The organism is Martinezella multihospitum (genome assembly GCF_900094585.1).
Classification (GTDB): Bacteria; Pseudomonadota; Alphaproteobacteria; order Rhizobiales; family Rhizobiaceae; genus Rhizobium; species Rhizobium multihospitium.
Genome location: NZ_FMAG01000001.1, coordinates 351884 through 378703, shown reverse-complemented (window position 1 = coordinate 378703; position 26820 = coordinate 351884). Strand labels below are relative to the sequence as shown.

The following is a 26820-nucleotide window of genomic DNA, read 5'->3' as shown; positions in this document are numbered from 1 at the left end:
AAATGATAGAAAGGGTTGTCCAATGCCAAGCAGTTATTTCGTCTACACGATCATATTTTCCCGTACGCAAAATAGCGTCCGCTTCATAGAATTCCAAAAGAGAGCAAAAGCAAACTTCTTTCACACCAGGGGAGGGAGAGTTTACCAGCGAGGCACGCCGTTCGACCTGCACGGCGCAACAAAATTCGCGCTGCCAGGCGGGGGATTCGAAGGCGATGACTGGGATGACGATAATGAGGTCTACCAGAACTGCGAAAGGGAATTTACCGAGGAGTGCGGACGACTGATCAGCTTTATCAATGGTGACGAGATCGCTAGCGACGACGACGATGATGAGGTCATCGATGCGGAGGTATTTCTGAAACGGTGGCCGGTTAACATTCAGGCGCAACCGGAAATAGCTGGCTATGCCGCAATGTATGTCAAGGTGCCCGACAACCAGCTCGAAGTCGTCCGCGACTATATTGCAGAATGTTTTGGGCAACGCGATCAGGCGGTAGCGCAAATCGTCAACGGGCAAATTCGAAGATACTCACAGATCGCGCAGAGGTTTCCGATGGCTCCGATGGACGATGAGTTGGTCCTGGCGCAGCCAGCAATCCACGAGATCAGGCAGGACGGCTTTAACAATAACCAATGGATCCAGGATCTTTCCGGAGATTCGGACACCAACTGGTTTGCCGAGATCATCAAAGCTCTTGAGACCATTGATGGTTGAGGGATGCGGACATGACCGGCCACACCGAGATTCAGGAATGGCGCGACATCCCGCATAACAACCGGAACGAAGAAATCGTGATCCGTTTCCGCATTTCCTATGAGGATGCGGGTCGCCACTCTGTGCAAAACGTCGCTGCCGAGATTTTCCGGGCGGTGCTGCCGCTTGAAACAAATGTGATCGAAGGCCTGCGCTTCGATCACGATACTCCGTTCCGCGTGGCGTTTGCCGGCGGCCGCAAGGTTCACGGCTGGCTTCGCTGGCGCACCGGGCTCGACGTGCAATATTCGCAGCAGATCCTTGGCAGGATCGAAATGGAGGAGACAGATGATGTCGATTATTGGAACTATATCGGCTTCATGATCTGCTTCGGCAATACGCGCCCGGTTCCGCCGACACCGCCCGTTCCACCGCCAGATGACGATCCGCCGGTGCCTGGGCCGCTGCCGATCCCGGATCCCGCGGAAGGCATGGCGATCGCCGATGCGCATCTGGAAGCGGGCGAGCTCTTCCCTTTCGTCTACATCAAGCCATGGCCGAAACTGGCGGCTGATCGCGTCGGGCAGCGGTTCATGACAGTGCCTGCGTCCGCCGCTGCCAGCGCATTCTATACGAAACTAAAGGGCGCTGATCCCGCAACCAAGTGCGAAGCGGCCGTAACCTTCATCGATGATACGATATCGCCGGAGACGGGCGGCGGGCCAAGCGAGCCCTTCGTTACGCCGATGCGGCCGCTTGCCCCGCCTTACCAGAGCTTTCGGCATTTTCCGCAGCATCTAAGAAAGGACTGCACCTATGCCGCTCTCGACAGCTGGGTCGAGGAGCAGTTCGAAAGCTGGGACGATCTGGCCAAAGAGCTGCAGTCGACGGACGCCCAGACGGCGCTGACCGATATCTGGAACTCGGCAATCGCGCTGATGATCACGCTCGGCTATGACCATAGCTGGTTTTCCGATCTGATCCGGCTGCTGCAGGTCACGCATCTCATCAACTGGGTGCTGGCTTTCCATGCCTCGCATCCGAAACTCGACGACGATCCCGCGCCGAGACCATCCGATGCGGCGCTTTCGTGCGCGCTCAATGCGGTGATGATCCTGCCCGCCGATATTTTTCCTGTCGATCCGCCGCCAACCCCCGCCGATCCTCCGGCCATCCAGCTCTATGCCGTCGGCGCCATCCGCACCGTGCATTATAAGCCCGGGCGTTATGCGCTCGGAGATATAGAGCGCATCGAAACCGTGATTTCGGGAGAAACGCGTCAGGAGATACGCCGCAATCTGCGACGTACGGAAACCGTCGAAGACGATGAGACATCGAGCGACAGCACCAGCAATTTCGGACGGGATACGACGACCGCCGATCTGATCAATCAGGTGCAGAAGACATTATCGGACCGTGTTTCGACCACAACGATCAACAATTACGAAACCGACTACGGGCAACCGACCACCAATTCCATGAAGGTCACCGGCAATTGGTGGGTACAGGAGCAACCCGCTGGCGGTTATCTGCAGGACATTTCGAAATTTGCCCGCGATATCATCGATCGCTCGGTCAAGGCTCTGCGCCGTGAATCGGTGTTACGCCGCAGCAGCCGGGTGTTTGAAGAGCTGGAAACCACCCAGACGCGGACCTTGTCGAACTCGGGCAGCGACGGCAATCTTCAGGTGGTATTCTGCTGGGTGAACCGGGCTTATCATCTTCAAACCCGAGCCAGCCGGGACAGATTGGTCTTCGAGATGTTCATCGACAATCCCGGCGCGTATCTGGCGGAGGCGATTGCCCGATACCATGACCTGAGGCTCGTAGCGCCACCGTCTCCCGCGAGCATGGGCATAACCTCCTATGCCAGCCTCTCGCCGGAGCCGTCCAAATCGGGCTCGACATCGGTTTATTATCTCGATGCCTTCGCGGCCTATGGCATAGCTCCGGATGGACCGCCGCCGCCAGCCTTTCGCATCATCAGCAGCGGGTTCAAATCCCGAAATCCGCTGTCGGATGCCGAGCTGGAGGTGCCGGAAGGCTACACGCCGTCCACGGCAACGGTCAGCGTCAGCAGTTTCATCGCCAATCCGACGGCGCAGGCGACGATCAGCGGCGTGATCCTGACTGCGAAGCAGGACGGCACGATCACGACGTTCACAGGGGATCTGACGGGCGCTTCCGCGCAATATGCCGATCGGCTGCGGGCATCGATCCTGTGCAGTCCGTCGCCAAAGACGCCGTCGTCTGCCGGCGTACCTCTAACCAGCGAGATCAGGGCAGGGGAGGGCGATGCGCCGGCACCGGATACATCTCCGGCGGAGGGAGCTGCGGAATTCGATAGCTATTATGCAACGAGCATCGAGATCGAATGCTCACGTAGCGCTGCGACGCTCGCCAATTGGCAAATGGCGACCTACCGGAAAATCCAGGCCGCCTATCAGGCCGCCATGGATGACTATCACGCGGCGTTGGCGGCCCAGAAAAAGCTGCTGGAGGCCGAGAACCCCAAGCTCCTTACGCAGATTGTCCAGGAGCAGATGGTTCAGGCTGCCATCGCGCTGTTTGCCCGTGCAACGCTTACGGCGCCGGCCGATGGCGCAGGCAGGGAGACATCAACCAATTTCGAGCCGCGCTATTTTCAGTTCCTTCGCCATGCGTTCGACTGGGACGGAATGGCAGTCGAGCTGATCCAGGACCCTGCAACAGACCCATATCTCAGCGAGGGACAGACTGCATTGATCTCGCTGTTTTCGCCCAGTCTCTATTTGCGGGATCTGCTGCGCGCCAAACGCGCGCATCTCTTGCTATCCGTCAGACCGGAGTCCGCAAGGATGGTTCTGCTTGCTTTCCGGACCGGCCAGATCTGGCCTTGTGCCGAGGAACTGACCCCTTGCATGGCCGCTGATATGAGCGCCGTCGATCTTCTGCTGGAGCAGACGGACGAGGCATCCAAGATCGCTCATGACAGTTGGTCGATCACCGTTCCGACAGCGATGGTCGCATTGTCGCACGATAATCCATTTTCATGATTGTAGGAGTGCTGGATGTTGCCACCTTCGTTTATTCCGCCCGTCTTTCCGGGGAATTTTCCTGGGCAGGAGCCTCGCCATCATTTCTTCCCGCATTCGCGTCCGGGAGTTCACGATGGCGTGCCCGTCGGGGCCATCATCATTTTCCCCGGTGAGATCCTGCAGCAGACGCAGACCTTGACGTCGGCCATGACGGATCTGCGTTACATGCCATGGATGATCTGTGATGGCTCCAGCCTGCTGAAGACTGAGTATCCGGAGCTTTATCGCGTGATCGGCGATCTTTACGGACCGGATGGAGACGACAAATTCAAGCTGCCGGACTACCGTGGCTATTTTCTGCGCGGCGTCGACCTCGAAAAGTCGCTGGACAAGGACGAGCGTCACGCGCCCCCAGGTCCGGCCGTCAATTCACGAGGTGTCGGCTCGACTCAGATGGATGCGCTGCGGGAGCACATGCATAGGCTGAACATGACCGCTCAGTTCGTGACGCCGCAGGAAAATCCGCCCGTGAATTTCGAAGTAGCCACAACTTCGCCGTTGACGCAGACCGGCGATATCTATCCGCAAAAGGAGGTGCGCGTCAGCAAGACTGAAACGCGCGCCGTCAATATTGCCGTCAACTGGCTGATAAAGACGAAATAAAATGAGGCAACCTCAATTTTCACTCAGCAACGCGTTCGGCTGGAGGATCGTCAGCTTCTGTCGGCCGGCTTCCAGAATCCCCGCGCGCTTCAAGGCGGAGATGGAGCGGCTGACTTCTTCGCGACTGGCGCCGATGGAGCCGGCGATCTCGGCATGGGTCGGAAACTTCGCTAGCTGTCCATTCGGCTTGAACATGCCGCTTTCCAGCGCCATGCGCGCCACATAGGCTTTCAGACGCTTGTCCACGCTTTGACTGGTCAACTGATAACTGTGCCTAGTCAATCTGCGGATACGTTCGGCCATATCGATCATGACCCGCTGCCGCACCAACGGTATCGTCTCCAACAATTTCAGAAACGCCTGTCGTTTTACGACGATCAGGCAAGAGGCGGTTTTTGCATAAACCGAAAGCGAACGCTTGCCGCCGTCAATGGCAGAGATTTCTCCAAAATAGTCATGGGTATTGAGCCGGGTAAAGATAAGCTCCCGGCCGTCCTGATCGAGATAGAGAGCCAACAGCAATCCGGATCGCAGAAAGTAGACCTCGCCGCTTGTATCGTCCTGGTTGAACACGATCTGGCCCGGCGAATAGACTCTGGTCCAAAAATCGTGGGCGTCGAGCGCGACACTTTCGAGTGCCACATCGGCAAAAAGGGGGCAGCTGAGTAATTGACCAATATCGGCCACTTGTCGTTCCGTGCTTATCCAAATAATTGAATTTCAAGAGAAATACCAATCGAACAACCTGCTTGCAATATCGATCCTGCTTAGTCACGATAAAACTTGCATCACCAGAGCGCCTTACCAGCAAAAGGCACCTTGCAGCCAATTTCAACACTGCAAGCCAGAAAAAACAGCCGCGTTTGAAACACGATCCGGCTATCAGATCTGACTTAGAGGGCCGCTGAATTCAATGCAGAGAGCTGTCTTGTCACCGCCATTCCGCGCCGGCTGGCCTGGGCGAGATTGAAACGGATTTCCGCCTGTCTTTGCATAAACGCACCACAATGCCTTTAGTCTAGTGTTTTTATAGACAATTATCATGCCGTTCAGTCTGCGCGATGTCGAGTGGCCAATTGGCCGCATGATTGATGCCGCGGCGGCCAAAATAGGGACGGGATATGAGAAAAAGGCATTCAAGCGCGAAGACTATCGGGCGAAGCAAGATCGGCATTGCCCTGGCATTTTCTTTTCTGACGATGATAGGCACGGCCGCAAACGCTGCATCCGATACGACAAAGCCGGTCGATGGGGGCACTCTCAATGTTGGATTGGCAACGGATGCTTCCATCATCGACCCATCGATCACGGGTAGTTCTGTCACGGCATTGATTACCCGCAATATCGTCGACTCGCTTGTGGGGCAGGCCGAAGACAACAAGTTCACGCCGTGGCTTGCAGAAAGCTGGGACATCAGCGGCGACAATACCGTCTACACATTCCATCTGCGTCAGGGCGTGACATTCAGCGATGGTACCCCGCTCGATGCAGCCGCAGTCAAATACAATTTTGATCGCATTCTCGATCCGAAGACGACATCGAGCTATGCCAAATCGCTGCTCGGACCGATCGACAAGATCGAAGCGCCGGATAGCCGTACGGTCGTGATCCGCTATCGCCAGTCCTTCGCGCCCTTGCTGCAAGGGTTGAGCCTCCCCTATCTGGGTATCCAGTCATCGGCCTATCTTCAGAAGACGCAGAGCACGACGAATACGGTCATCGGATCGGGTCCTTACGTGCTCGACAATTTTACCAAGGGCAGCGGCAGCAAGCTGAGCCGTCGCGCAGACTACAATTGGGGTCCTGGCTATGCCGCGCATAAAGGGGCGGCCCATTTCGATCAGATCGTCTTCAAATATCTGCCGGAGGCTTCCGTGCGCCTCGGTGCGCTGGCAAGCGGTCAGCTGCAGGCGATCGACGCTGTGCCGCCGGCAAACTATCGTTCCGTTCAGGGTAACGGCAAGCTGCAGGTGGTGACGCGGGAAAACCCAGGCGTCAACAGTGCCTATTTCCTGAACACCTCGAAGGGTCCGTTTCAGGACGTGAAAGTGCGCCAGGCTTTCCAGAGCGCGGTCAATGGGCCGGCCGCGGTTAAGGCCGCCTTTTTCGGAACATTGAAGCCGGCCGACAACATCCTCGGTCCGTCGACACTCTATTATGACAAGGACATTCCCCGGTCATGGGGCTTTGATCTTGGCAAAGCCAACCGTCTGCTCGACGAGGCGGGCTGGTCGCAGAAGGACGCGGACGGTGTCCGCAAGAAGGACGGAAACCGGCTGACCCTGCATTATGTCTATGACAGTACCTCGCTTGCCGCGACGGAAGTGACGCTGGCACAGGCGGTTCAATATCAGGTTCGGCAGGCGGGCTTCGATTTGCAGCTCGATCCGGTCGATGCCGGCGGCTGGACGGCCCGCACCAATGCCAATGACTACGATCTCGTGTCCTTCTTTTACGTGCGCGCCGAGCCGGACATCCTGCGAACGGTATTTCACTCCGCCTACATTCCGCCCAGCGGCCAGAATGCATCTCGGGTCAAGAGCCTCGACGAAAAGCTGACCAAGGCAGTCGGAGCATCGGATGCCGAGCGCAAGAAGCTCTATGCCGAGATACAGAAGGAAGTGATCGATCAGGCCTATGCCGTGCCGCTTTTCGTTGCCGCCTACCAGCTTGGCGCCTCGAAGGATCTGCACGGCATTTCCTGGGCCACCAATGCGAAGCCGAATTTCTACGATGCCTGGCTGGATCGCTAAGCTCTTCCAGACCGCTGTGCGGCGGATCGGGGTAATCGTTGCCGTGCTCTGGGGTGCGGCAACGATTGCCTTTATTGCCGTGAAGCTTATTCCCGGCGATCCAGTCGCGATATTGACTGGCGGAGAAAACGTAGTCGACGAGGCCGAACGGGCCGCATTGGTGCATCAATATGGCCTCGATCAGCCACTGGTGCTGCAATATGCTGATTACATCGGCAAGGCTCTGAGCGGTGATTTTGGAGAAAGCTATCAATATAGGCAGCCCGTTTCGCAGGTGATCTACGAGGCGGCGGGGCCGACATTGCAGCTTGCCGGAAGCGCGATCATGCTTGCTCTTCTTCTGGCGATCAGCGTGGCTCTCGCGACGGCCGGTCGTCGTAGAAGCCTGACGCTGCTGTCCTCGGGAATAGAATTGATCCTTCTGAGCACGCCCGTTTATTGGATCGGCATTGTCTTATTGTCGGTCTTCAGCTTCAATCTCGAATGGTTTCCGGTCACAGGCAATGATGGACCATCGGCGCTTGTGCTGCCTGCGATTGCCTTGAGCCTGCCGCTCGCCGCACTCTTGAGTCAAGTATTGCGCGATGGTCTGGAAGAGGCGCTGGCCCAGCCGTTCTCGCTGACGGTCCGGACGCGCGGCGTCGGCGAGACGGTCTTGCGTGTCAGACATGGCCTGCGGCACGCCGCACTGGCGGCCTCGACCCTTACCGGCACATTGCTCGCCAGTACCCTTGGCGGCTCGATCCTGACCGAGACGGTGTTCGGCCGTTCGGGAATAGGGCAGATCACTCTTCAGGCGATCAAGACCCGCGACATGCCGTTGATCCTCGGTCTGGTGATGCTGTCTGCCCTTGTCTTCGTCATCGTCAATCTGCTGGTCGATGCTTTCTACCTTTTGATCGATCCACGTCTAAGGAGGACAGGCCTTTGAGCGATGTCGTTTTGGCTGAGAGCGGGCGGGAACGCCGCGTTGCGCGCAGACGCCCTGTCTGGCTGTCTTTCGGACTGCTTGTCCCCTTCGCCTTCGTGGTCGTTCTTTGTGTTGCGGTATGGGCGCCACAATGGCTTTCTGCTCTCGATCCCGAGGCCGTCGATCCCAGTGCGATCCTGTTGCCGCCTGATGGGCAACACTGGTTTGGAACGGACGAACTGGGCAGGGATCTGTTTTCGCGTGTGGTTTACGGAACCTCGCAATCCCTGACCATCGGCATCGGCGCGACCCTGATTGCCAGTCTCGGCGGTATCATGTTGGGCACGACGGCTGCACTGGCTCCAAGGCCGATCGGCCGGCTTCTCTTGCGCATCATCGATATCCTGCTTGCCTTTCCGGAAATGCTGCTTGCTCTGCTGGTGATCGCGGTGCTTGGGCGCGGGCCTGCCAATACGCTCTTGGCGGTCGGGCTTGCCAGCATCGCCGGCTATGCCCGGCTGATCCGCTCGCAGGTGCTTCACATCAAGCTGTCGGGCTATGTCGAACATGCCGTGGCACTCGGCGAGCATCCGTGGACGATCATCAGCCGGCATATCGTGCCCAACGCCATCCGGCCGCTCCTCATCCTCGCGACGGTTGGCGTAGGGAGTTCGGTACTGTCCGCTTCGGCCTTGAGCTTCCTCGGCCTGGGCGTCGTGCCCCCCGTGGCTGAATGGGGCGCGCTCCTCGCCAACGGTCGCAATTTTCTCGACATTGCGCCCTGGACCAGCCTGTTGCCGGCAACGGTGGTCGCGCTTTCGGTCATTTCGATCACGCTCCTGGGCCGTCGATTGCAGACCCTTCTCGCAACGGGAGATCTGCGATGAATATTCAGTCCGGCCTGCGAGACTTTCGGACCGCCGCTTCCGAGCCGTCCCAGCTGCTTGCGATCAAAGGGTTGAATGTGGCCTTTCAGACCCCGCAAGGCCGCGTGAACGCGGTTCGCGACCTGTCGCTGCAGATCGCGCCCGGCGAGATCTTCGCATTGGTTGGCGAATCCGGCTCCGGAAAATCGGTAACGGCCCGGGCGATTGTCGGTCTCGCCGGATCGCACTCCGTGGTAAAAGCCGACCGGATGGAACTGACCGCGCATGACGGCCGGCCGCTAAACCTCCTCGATCTGCCGGAAAAAGCCTGGCGCCATGTGCGTGGTCGCGAAATCGGTTTCATTCTCCAGGATGCGCTCGTATCGCTCGATCCCTTGAGGACCGTCGGTCGCGAAATCGCCGAACCCATCCTCACGCATCGACTGGCACCACGCTCGCTCGTATCGCAACATGTCGTTGAATTGCTGGAACGCGTCGGCGTTCCCGAGCCGGATTTGCGGATGGGGCAGTATGCGCATCAATTGTCCGGCGGATTGCGGCAAAGGGCATTGATTGCCTCCGCCCTTGCCGGCCAGCCGCGCTTGCTCGTCGCCGATGAACCGACGACGGCGCTGGATGTCAGCGTCCAGAAAAGAGTGCTCGCCATCTTCAAGGAACTGGCCGCTGCCGGCCATGGCATCCTCCTGATCACGCATGATCTCTCCGTTGCAGCCCAGCTCGCCGATCGGGTCGCCGTGATGCAAAAGGGCCAGCTGGTGGAAATAGGCCCGGCGCGCAGCGTTCTGTCAGATCCACAGCACGACTACACCCGGCAGCTCCTGGCAGCCGTGCCGACAGCGGCCAATCGCGGTCGCCGCCTCAGCGCAGCGGATACGCCCTTGCCGCTGCGGGAGCCCGTTCGCTCGGGTGAGCGTTTGCTGGAAATACGCAACGTATCGATGAGCTTCAGGCACACGGATGGCAGTCTTTTGCGCGCCGTCAGCGATGTATCGCTTCATATCGGCAGCGGCGAAACGCTGGGCGTGGTCGGTGAATCCGGCTCGGGCAAGACCACGCTCGGCAAGATTGCGCTTGCGCTGCAGCAGCCGGATGCGGGGGAGGTGCTGTATGAGGGACGACCGTGGAGCGCACTTTCCGAACGCATGCGCCGCCCCCTCCGAGCCGGAATACAGACGATCAGCCAGGACCCGCTGAGCTCCTTCAATCCGCGCTTCACCGTCGAGCGCATCATCGAGCAACCGCTGCTACTTCATGGCGGTCTCGGCAGATCGGAGCGCCGCGAGAAGATCATCGGTCTGCTGGATCTGGTCGGGTTGCCGCCGGATTTGCTCGCCCGGCGGCCGACCGCACTTTCCGGTGGCCAGCGCCAGCGCGTATCGATCGCCCAGGCTCTTGCGGCTGCGCCGAAGCTTTTGATTTGCGACGAGCCCGTTTCGGCACTCGACGTCACGACGCAAGCCCAGGTTCTGGATCTATTGGTCGATCTGCAGGCAAGGCTCGGCCTGTCGATGATGTTCATTTCGCATGATCTGGGGGTGATCCAGCATATCAGCCACCGGATCGTCGTCATGAAGCAGGGAGCGATCGTCGAGGCTGGATCTGTCGAAGAGGTCTTCGGACGGCCTCGCCATGCCTATACGCGCGAACTTATTGCATCCGTGCCGAGGTTTTCGCGCTAATAAAGATCTGGCCGTAATGTAGGCGGCCTCATTCTTTACGTCTCCTTGCCGCCGGCAAAAATGGCCGGTTTCGGCCTAACTGCTGTCGGTGCGCTATCCTTGAGAAGCATCACGCCGTCAAACTGCTCGACATTGGGTTCATAATATCTGCCAGAACGCACTGAAGCAGAGGCCGCCGGCGTTGCCGCGAGGATCGTTGGCGACCAGCGTTTGGCTGGAAAAGCCGCTGCCGCTGATCTTGCCGTCACCAGGCGGCAAGAGGGATTGTTGATGCTGCCTTTCTGGGAGCCATCATTCAAATGATCGCCGGCCAGCCTCGCCCCCAGGCCTTCGTTTCCAGGGCGAGATTGCATCGTCTGCCTATTTGATAATCCGAGCTGTGCATTGCTCGCTCCGTTGGTGAGCGACTTTTGCAATATCATGCACACTTAATTGGTCTGTAGTTGCAGTTTTCAATATAAGTGAAATTTAAGTAACAATTAATAATACGAATTAAATGATATATTTGGCAATCATATATTTTGTGTATAGTCTACAAAAATACCTTGTTAAGTCCGATGGCGATTATGTTAATTGAACATTATGAAAGTGTAATGCTTATCGCTACATAAATTATATGATGCGCCGGTGTGAAATTGACGCTATTGTTTCAAAGTAACTCAGATTCTTGAGGGCCGAGACGATAAGGTGGGGCGCATAATGTTGCGGGGAGCAGAGATGAATGGGATGGCGTTGTTCGCGCTCATAAGGCGTGCCGATAGGCGCTTGCCCATATTGGCAAATCGACCGAGCGGAGGATTGTGATGGCCGGCCGGACTACCACCGCCGCCGGCTCAGGCACACTGCAGGAGCGTTACGGCGACTGGATGCTTACCATCGTCAATCAGGGAGCTGCCGATCATGCGCGGCCGCACTATGCGATTTCTTACACGCTGTATGATCTGCAGACGAACACACCGGTACTTTCGATCGAACTCACTCCCGAGGGTGGGAGCCTGAGGGGTATGCTGGCCTTGCCGCTGGGGCTGTATCTGCGGAGCGGTCGGCTGCCGCGGGGCGACGAAGCTGCTTTGGGTCTGGCTCAGCCGTTCGGTGCGGCTTCTTCGCGCGGCTGTCCGGTCGAGCTGAAGCTCAATGCAGCCATGATTGCCAGCTTGCGGCGGCGGCGCAGCCTCCGCGTGATGCTGGCGGCGACCGATACGGGTCGTGATGTGAGCTACGTCATTTCGCTCAATGGGTTTGCCGAGGCTCTCAGCCGGGCGCTCTCCATTGTCGATCCTTACGCCGCAAGAGCCGACATCGGATCGGGCTTGACCCTTCAGTAGCAGGTCGGAATTCGGGCGGGGTTGCCCATGGGATTGGCCGTGCCGCCAACCGCACGCATTTCCGTCGCTCCGGCGACATGCTCGAATTCCGATGTCAAGTTTCCCGGGTAATGCTTGCGAGCAATGTCCGGCGTGCCTCGCTCAGATGCGCCGTGCAGGTCTGGCTAATTTTCCTCTGGTCTCTTGAGAGAATCGCATCGATGTAAGCCAGATGCTGGTACACGGCCGCTTCATTGCGGATGCGCTCGTCCTTCTTGTTCCATTGATAATGGTAGAAGAAAATCAGCGAGATGACGTGGTAGAATTCGGTGACGAAGCGGTTGCTGGAAGCGCTGTTGATTAAGCGGTGCAATTGCTCGTCGAGAAGCGAGAACCGGTGATAATCGGTCTCGATCGTCTCCAGCAGCTCAAGATGCTCGGTCCGCAGTCTGCGCAGCTCGTTCCAGCTCGGGTCGCCGTCGTCGAGTTCCGCAAAGCGCATGACGGACCGCATTTCGAAAATTTCGCGGATATCGGAAAGCTCGTTGGCGAATTCCAGCGTCATGCCGCGGAAGACCCATTTGCCACCGGCTTCGCGCTCCAGCAGGCCAAAATGCCGGAAGCTCTGCAGAAACTCGCGGATCGTCGTCGTGGACACGCTGAATTGCCGCGCGAGCTGAAGCGCATTGATTGCCTGACCCGGACCGCTGTCGGATTGGAGTATCCATGTCAGGAAGGCGCGTTCGACCGTCAATGTCGGCGAGATGGTCTCTGCTTCGGGATAGAGCTCGGATGGTTCTGCCTGCCGCAGCACTATCCTGTCCCTGGAAAGAAGGCCGCTCTCCGTCGCAGCCGCCAGGCACTTGCGGACCGTCGTCCTGCTGGTGCCGAGGGTTCGGCCGATCTCGCGTTCCGAGCCAAGAGAGCGGCCGTGACCGACCGATTGCACGTGGCGCAGGAACTCGTTGAACTGCCGTTTGAAGAGGTTTTCAGAACGCATGCCGGCCCGATCTCATTGGTTTTTTAAACAAAAAATACCACTTTAAATCGATCGCCTCAACCGTGTAGATTCCACCCCAGGCTAGGGAGGATAGCTCGGGAATGAGACCAGCACATCTCGTTGCTCATTGGCGCCGCCGGGAAGATGGCGTCGCATGAGCTACACTTTTGATTTCGAGGGCCTGCTTCCCTATTGGGATCAGTTTGCGGAAGGCGTCTGGCTGACCATCCAGCTTTCGGTGGCCGCAACCATTGCGGGGTTCGTGCTGGGCACGTTCTGTGCGATCGCACGGACCAGCGGCTCGGCGATGCTGAAGACAGTCGTTGGCGCCTATGTCGACGTCATTCGCAATACACCGCTGCTGGTGCAGCTGTTCATCATCTATTTCGGCATCGCCACGCTTGGCTTGCGCATTCCGGCCAATGTCGCTGCGATCATCGCGCTCGTCGTCAACATCGGCGCCTATGTCTGCGAGATCATGCGTGCCGGCATTGAAGCGGTCCCGAAGGCTCAGATCGAGGCGGCCGAATGTCTTGGGCTTTCGCCTGCGCAAACCTACTGGCATGTCATTCTTCAGCCGGCGGTCGAACGGGTCTATCCAGCGCTCGTCAGCCAGTTCGTGCTGCTCATGCTCGCATCGTCGATCACGTCGCAGATTTCGGCCGAAGAGCTGACGGCAGCGGCCAACCGCATTCAGTCCGACACCTTCCTGTCCTTCGAGACCTACATCGTCGTCGGTGCCCTCTACTTGGCGCTGTCCTTCCTCATGCGGTGGGCGCTTCTCGGAGTAGGTTTCGTGGTTTTCAAGCGCCAGCGCAAGCTCGGCACGGCCCTGTGAGGAGGATCCTATGCCTACTTTCGGCCTGACACAGTTCATCTTTCTGCTCGAAGCGGCCGTCTGGACGCTCGCATTGTCGGCGCTTGGCTTCGTTGGCGGCGGTTTGGTCGGCTTTGTCGTCGCCCTGGCGCGGATTTCGCCCAGCCGCATCATTCGCTGGACCGCGACGGCCTATGTGCAGTTGATCCAGGGAACGCCTCTCCTGGTGCTGCTCTTCATCGTCTATTTCGGGCTCAGCATTGCCGGGTTCAACAATCTTCCGGCCTTGCTGGCGGCCGGCGTCGCGATCACGCTCTACACTTCGGCCTTTCTTGCCGAGATCTGGCGCGGTTCGATCCGGTCGATCGCCAAAACGCAATGGGAGGCCGCGGAATGTCTTGGCCTCTCGCGCTGGCAGCGCATGACACGGGTCATTCTTCCCCAGTCTCTGCGCATCGCGACGCCACCCACGGTCGGCTTCCTCGTTCAGGTGATAAAGAACACGTCGCTCGCCTCGGCGATCGGTTTTGTCGAGCTCGCGCAGGCCGGCAAACTGATCAACAACTCCACCTTCCAGCCCTTCAGCATCTTCATGGTGGTCGCCGCAATCTATTTCGCCATCTGCTTCCCGCTCACGCTCGCCAGCCGGAAGCTGGAAAGGAAATTGAATGTCTCCAATCGTTAGACTATCCGATGTCCGCAAGAGCTTTGGCGCGCTGCAGGTCCTGAACGGTGTCTCCTTCTCGGTCGAACCCGGCGAGGTGGTCGCCATCATCGGACAGTCCGGCTCGGGCAAGTCGACGGCTTTGCGATGCATCGATGCGCTGGAGACCATTCAGGGCGGTGAGATCGAGGTTTGCGGGCACAAGATCCATTCGTCGGATCTCGACAAACGCGCACTTCGCCGCGACGTTGGCATCGTCTTCCAAAGCTATAACCTGTTCCCGCATCTGACCGTCCTGGAAAACGCTTCGCTGGCGCTGACCTGCGTCAAGAAGCTGAGCAAGGCCGAAGCCCGGGATATATCGCTCGACTGTCTCGGCCGGGTAGGGCTTGCCGAGAAAGCCTCTTTCTACCCGGAGCAATTGTCCGGCGGCCAGCAGCAGCGAGCTGCTATCGCCCGGTCATTGGCCATGCAGCCGCAAGTCATGCTGTTCGACGAAGTCACATCCGCGCTTGATCCGCAGCTGACCGGCGAAGTGCTGAAGGTCATCGAAAACCTGGCGCGCGGCGGCATGACGATGATCCTCGTCACCCATGAGATGGCTTTTGCCCGGAAGGTGGCGAGCAACGTCCTGTACATGCATCTCGGTAGGGTCTGGGAGCATGGCCCCGCGGCCCTGCTCGATGCCCCCCAGACCGAGGAATTGCGCAGTTTCGTCGGCAACGGACTTTGAGCAGCACGGGCAGCGAAACCCAATCAAAATTAAATCGGAGGAGAACCATGAAGCGCCGTCATATTCTAGCAGCCACCGCACTTGCGATCCTGGGCACGTTCGCCAGCCATGCGCAGGCAGATGCCCTTGCGGATATCCAGGCCCGGAAAAAGGTCCTTATCGCCCTTGATCTCGGCTCGCCGCCCTTCGGCATGATCGATGCCAACATGCAGCCCTATGGCTCTGATGTCGAAGTTGCCAAGCTTCTTGCCGAGCAGCTCGGCCAGCCGCTTGATATCGTCCAGGTGACCAGCCCCAACCGCATTCCTTATCTGCAGACGGGCAAGGCGGATATGGTCATCGCCTCGCTCAGCGTGACGGACGAGCGCAAGAGGGTCATCGACTATTCAAAGCCCTATGGTGTGATCCAATCGGTCATCGCTGCGCCTGCCGGCCAGACCATCAAGACCATGGCCGACCTGAAGGGTAAGCGCATCGGCACCACGCGCGGCAGTGTCAACGACAAGGAAGTCACCAAAGTCAACGACGGCTCGGAAATCGTGCGTTACGATGACGACGCCACTCTGGTCACGGCACTCGTCAGCGGCCAGGTCGATGTGATGGCGACATCGCCGCAAATCATGAAGGCGGCCAACGAGCGCAATCCGGCGTCGAAGTTCGAGGTGAAGATGGTACTCAAGGTATTCCCCTATGCCATAGGCATCCGCAAGGGCGAGGCTGCCTTGAAGCAGCGGCTCGACAAGTTTGTCGACGAGAATCTCGCGACCGGCAAACTCAACGAAATCTACAAGAAGTACAACGGCGTCGACCTGCCGGCCGACATCGCCACCCTGAACTGATCTGTTTCCAGTGAACCGGGCACGAGCGTCCGGTTCACTCCCCCAATCCGGAAAAGGTATCGTCACGTGAAAGCCCTGTTGATCGAAAGTGAAGGTGTCAGCCGTTTCACCGATGTCGCTCGCCCGCAGCTCGGGAACGGCGATGTTCGTATCGCCGTCCGCCATGTCGGCATCTGCGGCAGTGATCTCAACACGTTTCGAGGTCTCAACCCGCTGGTGGAGCTGCCGCGCATTCCTGGGCACGAAATCGGTGGCGAGATCATCGAGGTCGGATCGAACGTCCCGTCCGTCTATCAACCGGGGCGGCGCGTCATCGTTCTTCCCTATACCAGTTGCGGCACTTGCTCTTCCTGCCGGAAGGGTCGCGTGAATGCCTGCCGCTACAATCGGACGCTTGGCGTCCAGCAGGATGGCGGGCTTGCCGAAGAGATCGTTCTTCCCGCGGAGAAGGTGATTCTGAACGACACGCTCGATCCTCGCTTTCTTGCTTTGGTCGAGCCGCTATCGGTAGGCTTCCATGCGGTGGCGCGGGGCCGCGTTTCGCCGAGCGATCGCATTGTCGTGCTGGGCTGCGGCATGATCGGCATGGGCGTGGTCATCGGAGCCGTTGCTCGTGGAGCCGAGGTGATTGCCGTCGATCTCAGCCCGGAAAAGACCGCGCTGGCAAAACAGTTTGGGGCTCGCCACACAATCAATGCCGGCACGGAGGATGTCGGGGCGCGCATCGTGGAGCTGACGAGCGATCAGGGCGTCGATGTGGCCTTCGAGGCGGTCGGTCTTCCGGAAACCTTTCGCCAGGCGATCGATCTGGCCGGCTTTTGCGGGCGCGTCGTCTATGTCGGCTACGCCAAGGCGCCCGTCACCTATCAGACACAAATGTTCAATCTCAAGGAGTTGGATATCATGGGGTCGCGCAACGCGACCAGGTCCGATTTCGATGCGGTGATCGCTTATCTCGAGACGATCGGCGACCGCGCCGCCTCGCTTATTTCCAAGGTCATACCCTTCGCCGAGGCCGAAGGCGCATTGCCTTTTTGGGACAAGAACCGCGATGTTTTGAAGGTCATTGTCGAAAGATGAATACGCAAGCATACATGAAATCTCCAACCGCGCTTCCCGACTGGCATGGCGCATTCCGACTGGACGGGCAGCGCGCGCTGGTGACCGGCGGAGGCAGTGGACTAGGCCTCGCAATCGCGCGTTGCCTCGCCGCCTCCGGCGCAGAAGTGGTACTGGCTGGCCGCAGGGCAGATCTTATCGAGGATGCGGCGGCATCGATCGGTCCCCAGGCGAAATCAGCACCCCTCGACCTTCGTGATCTTGCTTCGATCAAGGCTTTCGCTGCCCGTATCGAGGAGATGCATGGCCCGGTCGATATCGTCGTCAACAATGCCGGGAACACGGTGAAGAAGCCGTTCGAGGAATCCAATATTGCCGACTTCGACGAAGTCATGGACGTCCACGTTCGCGGCGCGCTGGAACTGACCCGGCAATTCCTGCCCGGCCAGATCGCAAGGGGGCATGGCAGCGTGCTCTTTACCGCGTCCATGACATCCTTCATCGGCCAGCCCCTGGTCATGGGCTATACGACAGCAAAAACGGCGCTGACAGGTGCCGTGCGCGGGCTTTCGGCCGAGTTCGCCGGCCGAGGAATCCGTGTCAACGCCGTCGCGCCCGGCTGGATCGATACCGACCTCTTCCAGAAGGCGACGGCCAACGATCCGGCCCGCCGCGCCAAAATCATGGGCCGCATCCAGATGAACCGTCTCGGCTCGGCCGAGGAAATCGGCTGGACATGTGCTTTCCTCGCATCGCCTGCCGCCGGTTACATCACCGGCCAGACCATTATCGTCGACGGCGGTGCCGTCATCGGCTTCTAAGAATTGCAATTAAGGGAGGTTTCCCGATGGATACCACAGCGACCTATTCAACTGACGCCGATCTGTTCCGCGCGTTGAAAACCGAGCTTTTTACCGCTGTCGTCGGCGACATCCTCGACACGCTTGGCCATCGTCGACAGTTCCTGCCCGCCGGTATCAAGCCTCTGAGCGACGACATGAAAATCGCCGGCCGCGCGATGCCGGTGCTCGAGGCCGATGTCTTCTCGGACGGGCAGGGCTCCTTTGGCCCGCTCGCTGACAAGCCGTTCGGCATCATGTTCGAAGCGCTGGATTCGCTGAAGCCGGGCGACGTCTATATTGCCACGGGTTCGTCGCTTCGCTACGCGCTTTGGGGCGGTTTGATGTCGACGAGAGCCATCCATCTTAAGGCGGCAGGTGCGATCCTCGACGGTTACGTGCGCGATGCCGGTGAAATCGAGCGGCTCGGCTTCCCGGCCTTCTCCCGCGGGATCTATGCGCAGGATCAGGGGCCTCGTGGCAAGGTCATCGACTACAATACGCCGATCGAAATCGAAGGTGTCCGCATCGAACCCGGTGATCTGCTCTATGGCGACCGCGAAGGCGTTCTCGTCATCCCGAAGGCGGTCGAAAAGGAAGCGATTTCGCTCGCGCTGGAAAAGGTGCGTACAGAAAACAAGGTGGCGGAGGCAATCCGCGGCGGCATGAGCACGGTCGAAGCCTTCGCGACGTTTGGGGTGATGTAAGCTCATGGGCTCTGGCGTGCCGCTAACACATGCCGATGATCCGCGGCTGCTGCTGCTTTCGGAAAAGGACAATGTTCTTGTCTGTCGCGAGGATATTTCCGCAGGAGAACGCATTCGCGTCGGAGACCGGGAGGTGACACTCGCAAAGACGATTCCGCGCGGTCACAAGATCGCCAGGCATGAAATCGCGCCGGGCGCCAAGGTCTACAAATACGGCGCGCCGATCGGTTCCGCCATTGCGCCGATCGCGCCCGGCGATCATGTCCACGTGCACAATGTCAAGAGCGATTACACGCCGAGCCACTTCTTCGACATCCAGGAGGTTATCAAAAAATGACCCTGCAAGGCTATCTGCGGCCGGATGGTCGCAAAGGCATCCGCAATATCGTCGCCGTCGCCTATCTGGTGGAATGTGCCCACCACGTCGGACGTCAGATCATCTCGGCTTTCGACGAGCAGGAGGTTCATCTCATCGGCTTCCCCGGCTGTTTTCCCAATGCCTACGCACAACGGATGATGGAGCGGCTTTGTACCCATCCGAATATCGGGGCGGTTCTGCTGCTGTCGCTCGGCTGTGAAAGCTTCAACAAATACTCGCTATCCAAAATCATCGAGGAGAGCGGCAGGCCGGTGAAGACACTGACCATCCAGAACGATGGCGGCACGCGCAGCACGATTGCGGCCGGTCGTGCCTGGGTGAGCGAGCAGCTCGAAAATCTGGCGTGCGATTTACGGGTGCCGATGGATATCAGCGAGCTGATCGTCGGGACGGTTTGCGGCGGGTCGGACGGAACGAGCGGGATTACCGGCAATCCGGCAGCGGGCCGGGCTTTCGATTCGCTGGTAGCGGCCGGGGCTACATGCATTTTCGAGGAAACCGGTGAGCTCATTGGCTGCGAGGAAATCATGGCCGACCGTGCGGTCACGCCGGAACTTGCCGACGAGCTTCGTGCGGCAGTTGCCAAGGCGGCACGCTACTACGCCACGCTCGGCTACGGCAGCTTTGCACCGGGCAACGCCGATGGTGGGCTGACGACGATCGAAGAGAAATCGATGGGCGCCTATGCCAAATCGGGGGCGTCGCCGATCTCCGGCCTGATCAAGCCCGGTGATATTCCGCCGCGTGGCGGTCTTTACCTGATGGACGTGGTGCCTGATGGCGAGGTGAGGTTCGGCTTCCCGAATATTTCCGACAATGCCGAAATTGTCGAGATGATCGCCTCCGGCTGTCACATGGTGTTCTTTGTCACCGGCCGCGGCTCGGTCTCAGGCTCGGCAATCTCCCCGGTGATCAAGATCTGCGCCAATCCGGATACCTACCGCCGGCTGGAGGAAGACATGGATGTCGATGCCGGCCGTATCCTTGAGGGACGAGCAAGCCTTGATGAGGTCGGCCAGGAAATCGTGACGCTTCTGCAGGATGTTGCCGGTGGCAAACCGACGAAGTCGGAAGGTCTCGGCCATCAGGAGTTCATCCTGACCTACAAGTCCTTCGAGCCGATCGGTCCGGCATGCCTGCCGGTCTAGAGTGTGTCGGATTTAGGCTGAAGCATATCAGGCATGTCTTGATATGCGGCGCAATGATGTAGGTCGAAGGCTTTAGGAACTTCGTCGACACGGCGTCATATTGCATTGCCTGTCAGCTTGAAGCTGACGTCCTCCAATAGGGGACAGCCGTAGTCTTCAGCGTGCCACGTTCCGCCGTGTCGCGGGTTTCTTACCCATGACGTAGCCCGAGCCAAGGCTTTTGGCACGTGCGCCGACATCCAGGCAATTTGGTGGTTGTTGACAAAAATAGGATCGCATAAGCTGTCTTATATTATCGTTAATCCAAGCGGAGGAGAGATCATGCCATCCATGCGCCCAGGACCGGAAAGCCGACGCCTATTGCCGCGTCAAATCAGCGAACTCGTCGTCTTCGATATCGCCACATCGACGGCGCGTGTGATTTACGAAACCGGCGAGCTCATTGAAGCGCCCAATTGGTCGCCTGATGGCAAGTGGCTGATCTATAATGGCGACGGCCGTCTCTTCCGCATCTCTCCGGACGGTCTGGATGGCCCGCATCGCATCAACACGGTACCGGTCGAGAACCTGAACAACGACCATGTCGTATCGCCGGACGGTCGCTCCTTTTTCGTCAGCGCCAATGACGGCCATCTCTATCAGGTGCCGTTCGAGGGCGGCGCTCCGCGCCGTGTCTCCAATGAACACGGGGCTTCACGCGGCTTCAAATATTACCTGCATGGCATTTCGCCTGACGGCGCAACGCTCGCCTATATCGGGCTGGAGCGCCGCGAGGGCGGCGGCATCTTCACGCGTGTCTGCACCATTCCTTCAGCAGGCGGTGAAGACGTATTCCTGACCGATGGTGCCTGCCCGGTCGACGGATCCGAATTCTCGCCGGATGGAGAATGGATCTATTTCAATTCCGAAGCCGCCGCGACTCAGCCCGGACATGCACAGGCTTTCCGTATGCGCCTCGACGGCTCCGGGCTGGAGCAGCTGACGCATGACGAGCGGGTAAACTGGTTCCCGCATCCCACACCCAATGGCCACGATCTCGTCTATCTGAGTTATCCGGTGGGAACGATCGGCCACCCCGCAGACAAGGATGTCATCCTCCGGCTCATGCCCGCCGAAGGCGGCAAGGCGCGCGACCTCGATGCCTTCAATGGCGGACAGGGCACGATCAACGTGAATTCCTGGGCGCCGGATTCCAGCGCCTTCGCCTATGTTCGTTATCCGGTGGCGGCGGGCTGACAGGCTTGCCGGGATAGCCTAGCTGCGAATAGTCGAATTCGAACTTTGGCGGATCAGAAGATCCGGTTCGATCAGGGTGACGCGGGGCGGCGGCAAATCCGCCTCCGCGCCGATCAGATCGACGACGCGCTCGACGGCCATGGCCGATACACGCTCTACATTGTAGTCGACCGTCGAGATTGGCGTCACTGCATATTCACCGAACTCGATATTGTCGAAGCCCATGAGCGCGACGTCGTCGGGGACGCGAATGCCGTTGCGGGCGCAATAGCGCAAGACGCCCAGCGCCAGTGAATCATTGGTCGCGAAGATGGCTGATGCGCCGAGCCGCTGGCTGAAGATCGCATCCGCGGCCCAATAGCCATGTGCGACCGAGTGGCCGCTCGGCTTGATAAACAGCGCGGTATCGATGTCTGCGCCGGCATCCCGATACGCCTGCATATAGCCCTCGAGCTTTTCCGAATTGCCGAGCTTCGTGCCGCCATCGATGATGACGATACGGCGGTGGCCACTGCCGAGAAGATGCGCAACCGCCTTGTAGGCCCCCATCCGTTCGTCCATGCAGACGGCATCGATGCCGGCATCCGGATCGCCGACGAGAAGCACGACGGGATAATTGCGCGCGCGCAGCTTGCGGATATGATCCAGTCGCCGATGGCTGCACGGAAAGACCAGCATGCCGTCGGCGCGCCTGGCCCGGAAGGTCTCGATCATCCTCTCTTCGACTGCGATGTCGTTGTTCGATGTCGCGAAAAGGGTCGTATAGCCCCGTTTGGAAAGCTCGCCCTCCACGGCCTGCGCCACGGCTGTCAGCACGGGATTGGAAAGGTCGGTCAGGATGAGCCCGATCGATCGGGTTTCCCGCCGCACCAAAGACGTGGCGACGTAATTGGGCAGGTAGTTCAGCTCGCGCGCCACATCCGCGATGAGGGTGCGGGTCTCAGGCGGGATGCGCGAGCTGCCCCGCAAAGCCAGCGACACGGTATTCACCGAAAATCCGGTCTTATCGGCGATGTCCTTCAAGCGCGCCGCAGGCTTTGCCATGCAAATTCGACTCCCGTCACACCGTTTGCTGTTTCAGAGCGGCGATCGCTCTGTATTGCAGGCAATCCGGCGCCATTTCCATCAATTCGATCCTGTTACCATCCGGATCTTCAATCCATGCGCCACGATTCCCGTCAAGTCCGGACTTGATGGGCGAGGTGAGCGCAATTCCAGCCTTCTCCAGCTTTGCCGCCGCTATATCGAGATTGTCAATCGTCAGGCATAGATGGTTGGTGCCGTTGGCATTCGGCCCGGGAGCACGATCGCCTTCTGCGCCGGGGAAGAGTTCGAGAAATTGAAGATCGGTGATGCGCAGATAGACGATCCACGGCGTCCCGTCATCGCGCACCAGCCTGTGCATTTCCCGAAGGCCGAGGCGATCGCGATAGAAATCGAGTGAGGTGCCGAGGTCCTTGACCTTGATGGCGAGGTGACCGAGGCCGGTAATGTGATCCATGATATAGCTCCAAAGGATTGTTTTAGCGATAATATCGCGTGGGTGGAAAGTAATGCTTTTGAGGCTTCCGTTTGGACGGCCAGCCTGATGGCTCGAACCTGATATCCGCTAGTCCCAGAGCGGCGCCCCAGGCGGGTCGATCGCCCGTGAACTTTGCGGCAGGGCGTCGATCGCCTCGATATCGGCGGTGGTCAGATCAAGTTCATGTGCCAGCCAGTTCGAGCGAATGCGTTCCGCCTTCGACGAGGTCGGGATTGCCGCATAGCCTTTGGAGAGTTCGTAGGCGAGCGCCACCTGTTCGACGGTTGCCCCATGTCGCTCCGCAATCGCCCGCATCTGCTCGATATCGCCCATACGGCCCTGCGCGATCGGTTGATAGCAGGTGACAAGGATGTCGCGTTCCTGGCAATAGACGGCAATTTTTCGGTTCTGGAACAAGGGGTTGAGCTCAATCTGGTTGGTCGCGACGGCTCCTTTGCCGAGAAGCGTCTCGGCCTTTTCCAGGAGGGCAATGGTAAAGTTCGAGACGCCGATCATGCGCGTCAGCCCCATCTCCCGAGCCTCGGCGATTTGCTCGAGATAGCCTCCCGGTTCGATGCGGTCATAGGGTGGCGGCCAGTGGATCAGGGTCAGGTCGACCCGATCGACGCCGATGGTTTCCAAGCTTTTACGCAGAGAAGGCAGCAATTTTCCGGGGTCGAGATTGTCCACCTTGATCTTCGTCGTAACGAAGATCTCCTCCCGTTTCAGCCTGCTTTGCCGCATTGCCTCGCCAACACTGGCCTCCGTGCCATAAGACTGCGCCGTGTCGAGGTGGCGATAGCCCGTTTCGAGGGCACAGAGGATTGCAGCGACGCCGTCGGTGCCCGTTCTCCCCCAAGTCCCGAAGCCCAGCCGTGGAATCGAAGCTGTCATGATGTCTCCTCCAAAAGACCCCGATCGGCAAATACCTGCTTGACGCCCATCGAGAAGGCGTTAGTATTAACGTTAATATCAGGATGTGCAAGCGCTGGAGGAAGCGGCACAGGCTGATCGGGAGGAAAATCGATGGCATTGAGATGGAGCCGGGTCACCCCGCAGCTTGCGCTCGCGCCTGCCGTACTGATCACGGTCGTCGCGTTCATCGGATCGATCGTCTGGACCGTCGTGCTTTCGTTCACCCGCAGCCGGCGTCTTCCTGATTACGAGATCGACTGGTCCAATCCATTCCGCCAGTACACCAGACTGTTTGCCGATGCGGGCTGGGAGATATCGCTTCGCAATCTGATCGTGCTGGCAATCGGTAGCGCGCTTGCGATTGTGTTGGGCTTCATTCTTGCCGCCATGATCGAACGGGAACGGCGCGGCGAGGATGTGTTTCGGACCGTTTTCCTTTATCCGCTCGCCGTCTCGCTGATCGTCACGGGCGTTGCCTGGCGCTGGATTTTCAATCCGCAGCTCGGGCTTGAAAATTTCCTGCATGGCATCGGCCTTACTGGCGTCAGCTTCAATTGGTTGAATGATGGGCAGACGGCGATGTATGCGATCATTCTCGCATCTGTCTGGCAAAGCTCCGGCTTCTACATGGCGCTCATGCTCGCCGGCCTGAAGGGCATCAATCAGGAGATCTGGAGTGCCGCACGCATCGATGGCGTCAGCCTCTGGCGTGTCTATCTCGAAGTCATCATCCCGATGATGAAATTCACCTTCCTCACTTGCGCAATCCTGCTCTCCCTCGGCGTCATCAAGGCTTACGACATCATCGTCGCGATGACCAATGGCGGTCCCGGCCAATCCACCTGGCTGCCGGCCTATTTCACCATCAAGGCGATGACGGAGAAGAGCAATCTCGGCTACGCGTCGGCTGCAGCCTCGATGATGCTTGTCGTGACGCTGGTGATCTTCCTGCCCCTGGTTGCGTTGACCGTCTGGCAGCAGCGTGCCGCTCGCAAAGGAGGTCGCGCATGAGCGATATCGCCACCGCCAGACCTTCGGTCGTTGCTGCTGAAGCACCGGTGGAGGTCATGTTCCCCAGAGCGAAGAAGCGTATCAAGGGTCGCTCGATCGCAGTGCTTGTCTTCCTCTCCATGGCGGCACTCTTCTTCTGCGTGCCGCTCTATGTGCTCGTCGTCACCTCGTTCAAGTCGATGGACCAGATCCGTGAGGGTGCCATTTTCTCGCTGCCGCGGGAATGGACGATCGAACCTTGGATCTATGCCTGGAGCCAGGCCTGCTCCGGCATCACCTGCACTGGCCTTCGCGGCGGCTTCTGGAACTCCGTCGCAATCCTGTTTCCGTCGTTGATTGCCTCGATTTCACTATCGGCCGTGACCGGCTATGCCCTCGCGCTGTGGAATGTCAGGTGGACAGGTGCATTCCTGTTTCTTCTGTTTCTCTGTGCCTTCGTGCCGTTTCAGATCATCATGTATCCGCTGATCGTCATCACGGTCGGTATGGGAATCTACGGCTCGCTCTGGGCAGTTGCCTTCATCCATACCGTGTTGTCCATGCCCGTTCTCACGCTGATCTTTCGGAACTACTACAAGGATATTCCCGCCGATCTCACCAAAGCGGCAATCATGGACTCCGGCTCGTTCTGGCAGATCTTCATCGAGATCATCCTGCCGATGTCGGGCAATATCCTGATCGTCGTCCTGATCATGCAGGTCACGCACATCTGGAACGACTATCTGATCGGCGTGACGTTCGGCGGGCTTGGTGCGGCGCCGATGACGGTCAACCTCGCGAACATGGTGACGGTATCGACGGGCACGGTTGCCTATAATGCCAATATGGCCGCGGCGCTGCTGACCGCCATTCCGCCTCTGTTCATCTACTTCCTTCTCGGCAAGTTCTTCGTGCAGGGAATCTCAGCCGGCGCGATCAAGGGTTAGGGCAACGGATGCCAAGTGTTTCCTTCGAGCATATCGTCAAGAAATTTGGTGAGGTCAAAGTCCTCACCGGTCTCAATCTCGCGATCGATCACAGTGATTTTCTCGTGCTGCTCGGCCCGTCCGGCTGCGGAAAGACCACATTGCTGAACCTGCTGGCGGGCCTTGCCGACGTCTCCAGCGGACGCATCATGATCGGCGAACGCGACGTCACCGAGCTCGATCCCAAGGATCGCGGACTGGCGATGGTCTTCCAGTCCTATGCGCTTTACCCGACGAAGACGGTGGAGGGGAACCTGCGCTTCGGCCTGTCGGCGCTGAAGCTGCCGCGGGAAGAGGCTGATCGGCGGATCAAATGGGCGGCGGGCCTGCTGCAGCTCGAATCTCTGATGAGCCGCAAGCCGGCGCAGCTTTCCGGCGGCCAGCGCCAGCGCGTCGCTATCGGGCGAGCCCTGGTCAAGCATGCCGACGTGCTTCTTTTCGACGAGCCACTGTCCAACCTCGATGCCAAGCTTCGCACCGAAATGCGGCTCGAGATCAAGAAGCTGCACGAGGAGCTCAGGCCGACCGTCGTCTACGTCACGCATGATCAGATCGAAGCGATGACCATGGCGACCAAGATTGCCGTGATGAATGGCGGCGCGATCCAGCAGTTCGGTACGCCCGACGAGGTCTACGAACAGCCGGCGAATCTGTTCGTCGCCGGCTTCATCGGCTCGCCCGCAATGAATCTCGTCGAAGCCAGGGTCGCGCGGGATGGGGACCGATTGAGCGCGATCGCGGCTGACGGCCGGCGCTTCGATCTTTCCGGCTATGACTATTGCGCCCAGCATCCGCTCCATGACCAGCCGATCATCATCGGCATGCGGCCCGAGCATTTCGTGATTGGTCATGTATCGTCTCCTGTCGCCTGCTCGCTGGAGCTGCCGGTGCGTATCGTCGAGCGCACGGGGTCCGACGCGATCCTGTCGCTTAGCTTCGGCTCCTCGCTGATCGCGGTGCGCATCGAGCCGGATCGCGCTGCCAGGCTGAGCCCCGGCGAGCTCGTTACCGTGACCTATCCCAGGACAAAATTGAATCTTTTCGACGCCCAGAGCGGGCGGCGGCTCTAGTGGGAG

General features: G+C 59.0%; 27 protein-coding genes. 21 read left to right on the top strand and 6 right to left on the bottom strand.

Features of this window, described 5'->3' with window-relative positions:
- Positions 1–22: 22 nt before the first annotated feature.
- The 3 genes from GA0061103_RS01705 to GA0061103_RS01695 are packed head-to-tail and all read left to right on the top strand — an operon-like array spanning position 23 to position 4377.
- Positions 23–718, top strand: coding sequence for a hypothetical protein (locus tag GA0061103_RS01705; RefSeq protein ID WP_092706493.1), 696 nt, complete (start codon positions 23–25; stop codon positions 716–718).
- Positions 719–729: 11 nt separating this feature from the next.
- Complete coding sequence (locus GA0061103_RS01700; protein ID WP_092706491.1) at positions 730–3732, top strand: hypothetical protein; 3003 nt, start codon at positions 730–732, stop codon at positions 3730–3732.
- 15 nt (positions 3733–3747) lie between these two features.
- Positions 3748–4377, top strand: a complete 630-nt coding sequence (locus GA0061103_RS01695) for a phage tail protein (protein ID WP_092706489.1) — start codon at positions 3748–3750, stop codon at positions 4375–4377.
- A 12-nt stretch (positions 4378–4389) separates the two neighbouring features.
- Here GA0061103_RS01695 and GA0061103_RS01690 read toward each other — a convergent pair whose 3' ends face one another.
- On the bottom strand, positions 4390–5064 hold the full coding sequence (locus GA0061103_RS01690; protein WP_092706487.1) for a Crp/Fnr family transcriptional regulator: 675 nt from the start codon (positions 5062–5064) through the stop codon (positions 4390–4392).
- A 434-nt stretch (positions 5065–5498) separates the two neighbouring features.
- Between GA0061103_RS01690 and GA0061103_RS01685 the strand changes: the two genes are divergently transcribed.
- The 4 genes from GA0061103_RS01685 to GA0061103_RS01670 are packed head-to-tail and all read left to right on the top strand — an operon-like array spanning position 5499 to position 10606.
- Positions 5499–7130, top strand: a complete 1632-nt coding sequence (locus tag GA0061103_RS01685) for an ABC transporter substrate-binding protein (RefSeq protein WP_245304625.1) — start codon at positions 5499–5501, stop codon at positions 7128–7130.
- A complete protein-coding gene (locus tag GA0061103_RS01680; protein ID WP_092706485.1) occupies positions 7111–8061 on the top strand; it encodes an ABC transporter permease in 951 nt (316 codons plus the stop codon). The genes GA0061103_RS01685 and GA0061103_RS01680 overlap by 20 nt, the downstream gene beginning before the upstream one ends.
- Positions 8058–8927, top strand: coding sequence for an ABC transporter permease (locus GA0061103_RS01675; RefSeq protein WP_092706483.1), 870 nt, complete (start codon positions 8058–8060; stop codon positions 8925–8927). Before GA0061103_RS01680 ends, GA0061103_RS01675 begins: the two co-directional genes overlap by 4 nt.
- Complete coding sequence (locus GA0061103_RS01670) at positions 8924–10606, top strand: dipeptide ABC transporter ATP-binding protein (protein WP_092706481.1); 1683 nt, start codon at positions 8924–8926, stop codon at positions 10604–10606. The genes GA0061103_RS01675 and GA0061103_RS01670 overlap by 4 nt, the downstream gene beginning before the upstream one ends.
- 35 nt (positions 10607–10641) lie before the next feature.
- Here the strand turns inward: GA0061103_RS01670 and GA0061103_RS01665 are convergent, their stop codons facing one another.
- Positions 10642–11028, bottom strand: coding sequence for a hypothetical protein (locus tag GA0061103_RS01665; RefSeq protein WP_092706479.1), 387 nt, complete (start codon positions 11026–11028; stop codon positions 10642–10644).
- A 381-nt stretch (positions 11029–11409) separates the two neighbouring features.
- On the opposite strand from GA0061103_RS01665, the gene GA0061103_RS01660 reads away from it, so the two are divergent.
- Complete coding sequence (locus GA0061103_RS01660; RefSeq protein WP_092706477.1) at positions 11410–11931, top strand: invasion associated locus B family protein; 522 nt, start codon at positions 11410–11412, stop codon at positions 11929–11931.
- A 94-nt stretch (positions 11932–12025) separates the two neighbouring features.
- On the opposite strand, the gene GA0061103_RS01655 is transcribed toward GA0061103_RS01660, so the two are convergent.
- Positions 12026–12910, bottom strand: a complete 885-nt coding sequence (locus GA0061103_RS01655) for a GntR family transcriptional regulator (RefSeq protein WP_092706476.1) — start codon at positions 12908–12910, stop codon at positions 12026–12028.
- A 154-nt stretch (positions 12911–13064) separates the two neighbouring features.
- Here GA0061103_RS01655 and GA0061103_RS01650 point away from each other — a divergent pair, with 154 nt between their 5' ends.
- The 10 genes from GA0061103_RS01650 (at position 13065) to GA0061103_RS01605 (ending at position 21331) form a co-directional block, all read left to right on the top strand.
- On the top strand, positions 13065–13748 hold the full coding sequence (locus GA0061103_RS01650) for an amino acid ABC transporter permease (protein ID WP_092706474.1): 684 nt from the start codon (positions 13065–13067) through the stop codon (positions 13746–13748).
- 10 nt (positions 13749–13758) lie between these two features.
- Positions 13759–14412, top strand: coding sequence for an amino acid ABC transporter permease (locus GA0061103_RS01645; protein ID WP_092706472.1), 654 nt, complete (start codon positions 13759–13761; stop codon positions 14410–14412).
- Positions 14396–15124: an amino acid ABC transporter ATP-binding protein gene (locus GA0061103_RS01640; RefSeq protein WP_092706470.1), complete on the top strand. Its 729-nt coding sequence runs from the start codon at positions 14396–14398 to the stop codon at positions 15122–15124. The genes GA0061103_RS01645 and GA0061103_RS01640 overlap by 17 nt, the downstream gene beginning before the upstream one ends.
- 47 nt (positions 15125–15171) lie before the next feature.
- Positions 15172–15963 (top strand): transporter substrate-binding domain-containing protein, encoded by a 792-nt coding sequence (locus tag GA0061103_RS01635; RefSeq protein WP_092706468.1) that lies wholly within the window; start codon positions 15172–15174, stop codon positions 15961–15963.
- A gap of 66 nt (positions 15964–16029) precedes the next feature.
- Positions 16030–17043, top strand: coding sequence for a zinc-binding alcohol dehydrogenase family protein (locus GA0061103_RS01630; protein ID WP_092706466.1), 1014 nt, complete (start codon positions 16030–16032; stop codon positions 17041–17043).
- A gap of 14 nt (positions 17044–17057) precedes the next feature.
- Positions 17058–17843, top strand: coding sequence for an SDR family NAD(P)-dependent oxidoreductase (locus GA0061103_RS01625; protein WP_092708506.1), 786 nt, complete (start codon positions 17058–17060; stop codon positions 17841–17843).
- A gap of 26 nt (positions 17844–17869) precedes the next feature.
- Positions 17870–18568, top strand: a complete 699-nt coding sequence (locus tag GA0061103_RS01620; RefSeq protein ID WP_092706464.1) for an RraA family protein — start codon at positions 17870–17872, stop codon at positions 18566–18568.
- Between the two features lie 4 nt (positions 18569–18572).
- Entirely contained in the window at positions 18573–18905 is a 333-nt protein-coding gene (locus GA0061103_RS01615) for a UxaA family hydrolase (protein ID WP_092706462.1), read from the top strand.
- On the top strand, positions 18902–20095 hold the full coding sequence (locus tag GA0061103_RS01610; protein WP_092706460.1) for a UxaA family hydrolase: 1194 nt from the start codon (positions 18902–18904) through the stop codon (positions 20093–20095). The genes GA0061103_RS01615 and GA0061103_RS01610 overlap by 4 nt, the downstream gene beginning before the upstream one ends.
- Positions 20096–20416: 321 nt before the next feature.
- The gene (locus GA0061103_RS01605) at positions 20417–21331 is read left to right on the top strand and encodes a TolB family protein (protein ID WP_245304624.1); all 915 of its coding nucleotides are present in this window, start codon (positions 20417–20419) and stop codon (positions 21329–21331) included.
- A gap of 18 nt (positions 21332–21349) precedes the next feature.
- Here the strand turns inward: GA0061103_RS01605 and GA0061103_RS01600 are convergent, their stop codons facing one another.
- The 3 genes from GA0061103_RS01600 to GA0061103_RS01590 form a co-directional block, all read right to left on the bottom strand.
- On the bottom strand, positions 21350–22375 hold the full coding sequence (locus GA0061103_RS01600; protein ID WP_092706458.1) for a LacI family DNA-binding transcriptional regulator: 1026 nt from the start codon (positions 22373–22375) through the stop codon (positions 21350–21352).
- A 16-nt stretch (positions 22376–22391) separates the two neighbouring features.
- Positions 22392–22832 (bottom strand): VOC family protein, encoded by a 441-nt coding sequence (locus tag GA0061103_RS01595; protein ID WP_092706456.1) that lies wholly within the window; start codon positions 22830–22832, stop codon positions 22392–22394.
- A gap of 108 nt (positions 22833–22940) precedes the next feature.
- Positions 22941–23747, bottom strand: coding sequence for a 2,5-diketo-D-gluconic acid reductase B (locus GA0061103_RS01590; RefSeq protein WP_092706454.1), 807 nt, complete (start codon positions 23745–23747; stop codon positions 22941–22943).
- A 132-nt stretch (positions 23748–23879) separates the two neighbouring features.
- On the opposite strand from GA0061103_RS01590, the gene GA0061103_RS01585 reads away from it, so the two are divergent.
- The 3 genes from GA0061103_RS01585 to GA0061103_RS01575 are packed head-to-tail and all read left to right on the top strand — an operon-like array spanning position 23880 to position 26814.
- Positions 23880–24779 carry a carbohydrate ABC transporter permease gene (locus tag GA0061103_RS01585; protein ID WP_092706452.1) on the top strand — a complete coding sequence of 300 codons (900 nt, stop codon included), beginning with the start codon at positions 23880–23882 and terminating at the stop codon, positions 24777–24779.
- The gene (locus tag GA0061103_RS01580) at positions 24776–25705 is read left to right on the top strand and encodes a carbohydrate ABC transporter permease (RefSeq protein ID WP_092706450.1); all 930 of its coding nucleotides are present in this window, start codon (positions 24776–24778) and stop codon (positions 25703–25705) included. The genes GA0061103_RS01585 and GA0061103_RS01580 overlap by 4 nt, the downstream gene beginning before the upstream one ends.
- Before the next feature lie 8 nt (positions 25706–25713).
- On the top strand, positions 25714–26814 hold the full coding sequence (locus tag GA0061103_RS01575) for an ABC transporter ATP-binding protein (protein WP_092706449.1): 1101 nt from the start codon (positions 25714–25716) through the stop codon (positions 26812–26814).
- The last annotated feature ends 6 nt before the right edge of the window (positions 26815–26820 follow it).

Coding starts and splice junctions, on each gene's coding strand:
- GA0061103_RS01610 (WP_092706460.1), top strand. CDS start 18,902: ATGACCCTGCAAGGCTATCTGCGGCCGGATGGTCGCAAAGGCATCCGC.
- GA0061103_RS01585 (WP_092706452.1), top strand. CDS start 23,880: ATGGCATTGAGATGGAGCCGGGTCACCCCGCAGCTTGCGCTCGCGCCT.
- GA0061103_RS01575 (WP_092706449.1), top strand. CDS start 25,714: ATGCCAAGTGTTTCCTTCGAGCATATCGTCAAGAAATTTGGTGAGGTC.
- GA0061103_RS01580 (WP_092706450.1), top strand. CDS start 24,776: ATGAGCGATATCGCCACCGCCAGACCTTCGGTCGTTGCTGCTGAAGCA.
- GA0061103_RS01695 (WP_092706489.1), top strand. CDS start 3,748: ATGTTGCCACCTTCGTTTATTCCGCCCGTCTTTCCGGGGAATTTTCCT.
- GA0061103_RS01605 (WP_245304624.1), top strand. CDS start 20,417: ATGCCATCCATGCGCCCAGGACCGGAAAGCCGACGCCTATTGCCGCGT.
- GA0061103_RS01590 (WP_092706454.1), bottom strand. CDS start 23,747: ATGACAGCTTCGATTCCACGGCTGGGCTTCGGGACTTGGGGGAGAACG.
- GA0061103_RS01650 (WP_092706474.1), top strand. CDS start 13,065: ATGAGCTACACTTTTGATTTCGAGGGCCTGCTTCCCTATTGGGATCAG.
- GA0061103_RS01665 (WP_092706479.1), bottom strand. CDS start 11,028: ATGATATTGCAAAAGTCGCTCACCAACGGAGCGAGCAATGCACAGCTC.
- GA0061103_RS01640 (WP_092706470.1), top strand. CDS start 14,396: ATGTCTCCAATCGTTAGACTATCCGATGTCCGCAAGAGCTTTGGCGCG.
- GA0061103_RS01595 (WP_092706456.1), bottom strand. CDS start 22,832: ATGGATCACATTACCGGCCTCGGTCACCTCGCCATCAAGGTCAAGGAC.
- GA0061103_RS01625 (WP_092708506.1), top strand. CDS start 17,058: ATGAAATCTCCAACCGCGCTTCCCGACTGGCATGGCGCATTCCGACTG.
- GA0061103_RS01615 (WP_092706462.1), top strand. CDS start 18,573: ATGGGCTCTGGCGTGCCGCTAACACATGCCGATGATCCGCGGCTGCTG.
- GA0061103_RS01700 (WP_092706491.1), top strand. CDS start 730: ATGACCGGCCACACCGAGATTCAGGAATGGCGCGACATCCCGCATAAC.
- GA0061103_RS01600 (WP_092706458.1), bottom strand. CDS start 22,375: ATGGCAAAGCCTGCGGCGCGCTTGAAGGACATCGCCGATAAGACCGGA.
- GA0061103_RS01685 (WP_245304625.1), top strand. CDS start 5,499: ATGAGAAAAAGGCATTCAAGCGCGAAGACTATCGGGCGAAGCAAGATC.
- GA0061103_RS01680 (WP_092706485.1), top strand. CDS start 7,111: ATGCCTGGCTGGATCGCTAAGCTCTTCCAGACCGCTGTGCGGCGGATC.
- GA0061103_RS01620 (WP_092706464.1), top strand. CDS start 17,870: ATGGATACCACAGCGACCTATTCAACTGACGCCGATCTGTTCCGCGCG.
- GA0061103_RS01670 (WP_092706481.1), top strand. CDS start 8,924: ATGAATATTCAGTCCGGCCTGCGAGACTTTCGGACCGCCGCTTCCGAG.
- GA0061103_RS01635 (WP_092706468.1), top strand. CDS start 15,172: ATGAAGCGCCGTCATATTCTAGCAGCCACCGCACTTGCGATCCTGGGC.
- GA0061103_RS01655 (WP_092706476.1), bottom strand. CDS start 12,910: ATGCGTTCTGAAAACCTCTTCAAACGGCAGTTCAACGAGTTCCTGCGC.
- GA0061103_RS01645 (WP_092706472.1), top strand. CDS start 13,759: ATGCCTACTTTCGGCCTGACACAGTTCATCTTTCTGCTCGAAGCGGCC.
- GA0061103_RS01705 (WP_092706493.1), top strand. CDS start 23: ATGCCAAGCAGTTATTTCGTCTACACGATCATATTTTCCCGTACGCAA.
- GA0061103_RS01660 (WP_092706477.1), top strand. CDS start 11,410: ATGGCCGGCCGGACTACCACCGCCGCCGGCTCAGGCACACTGCAGGAG.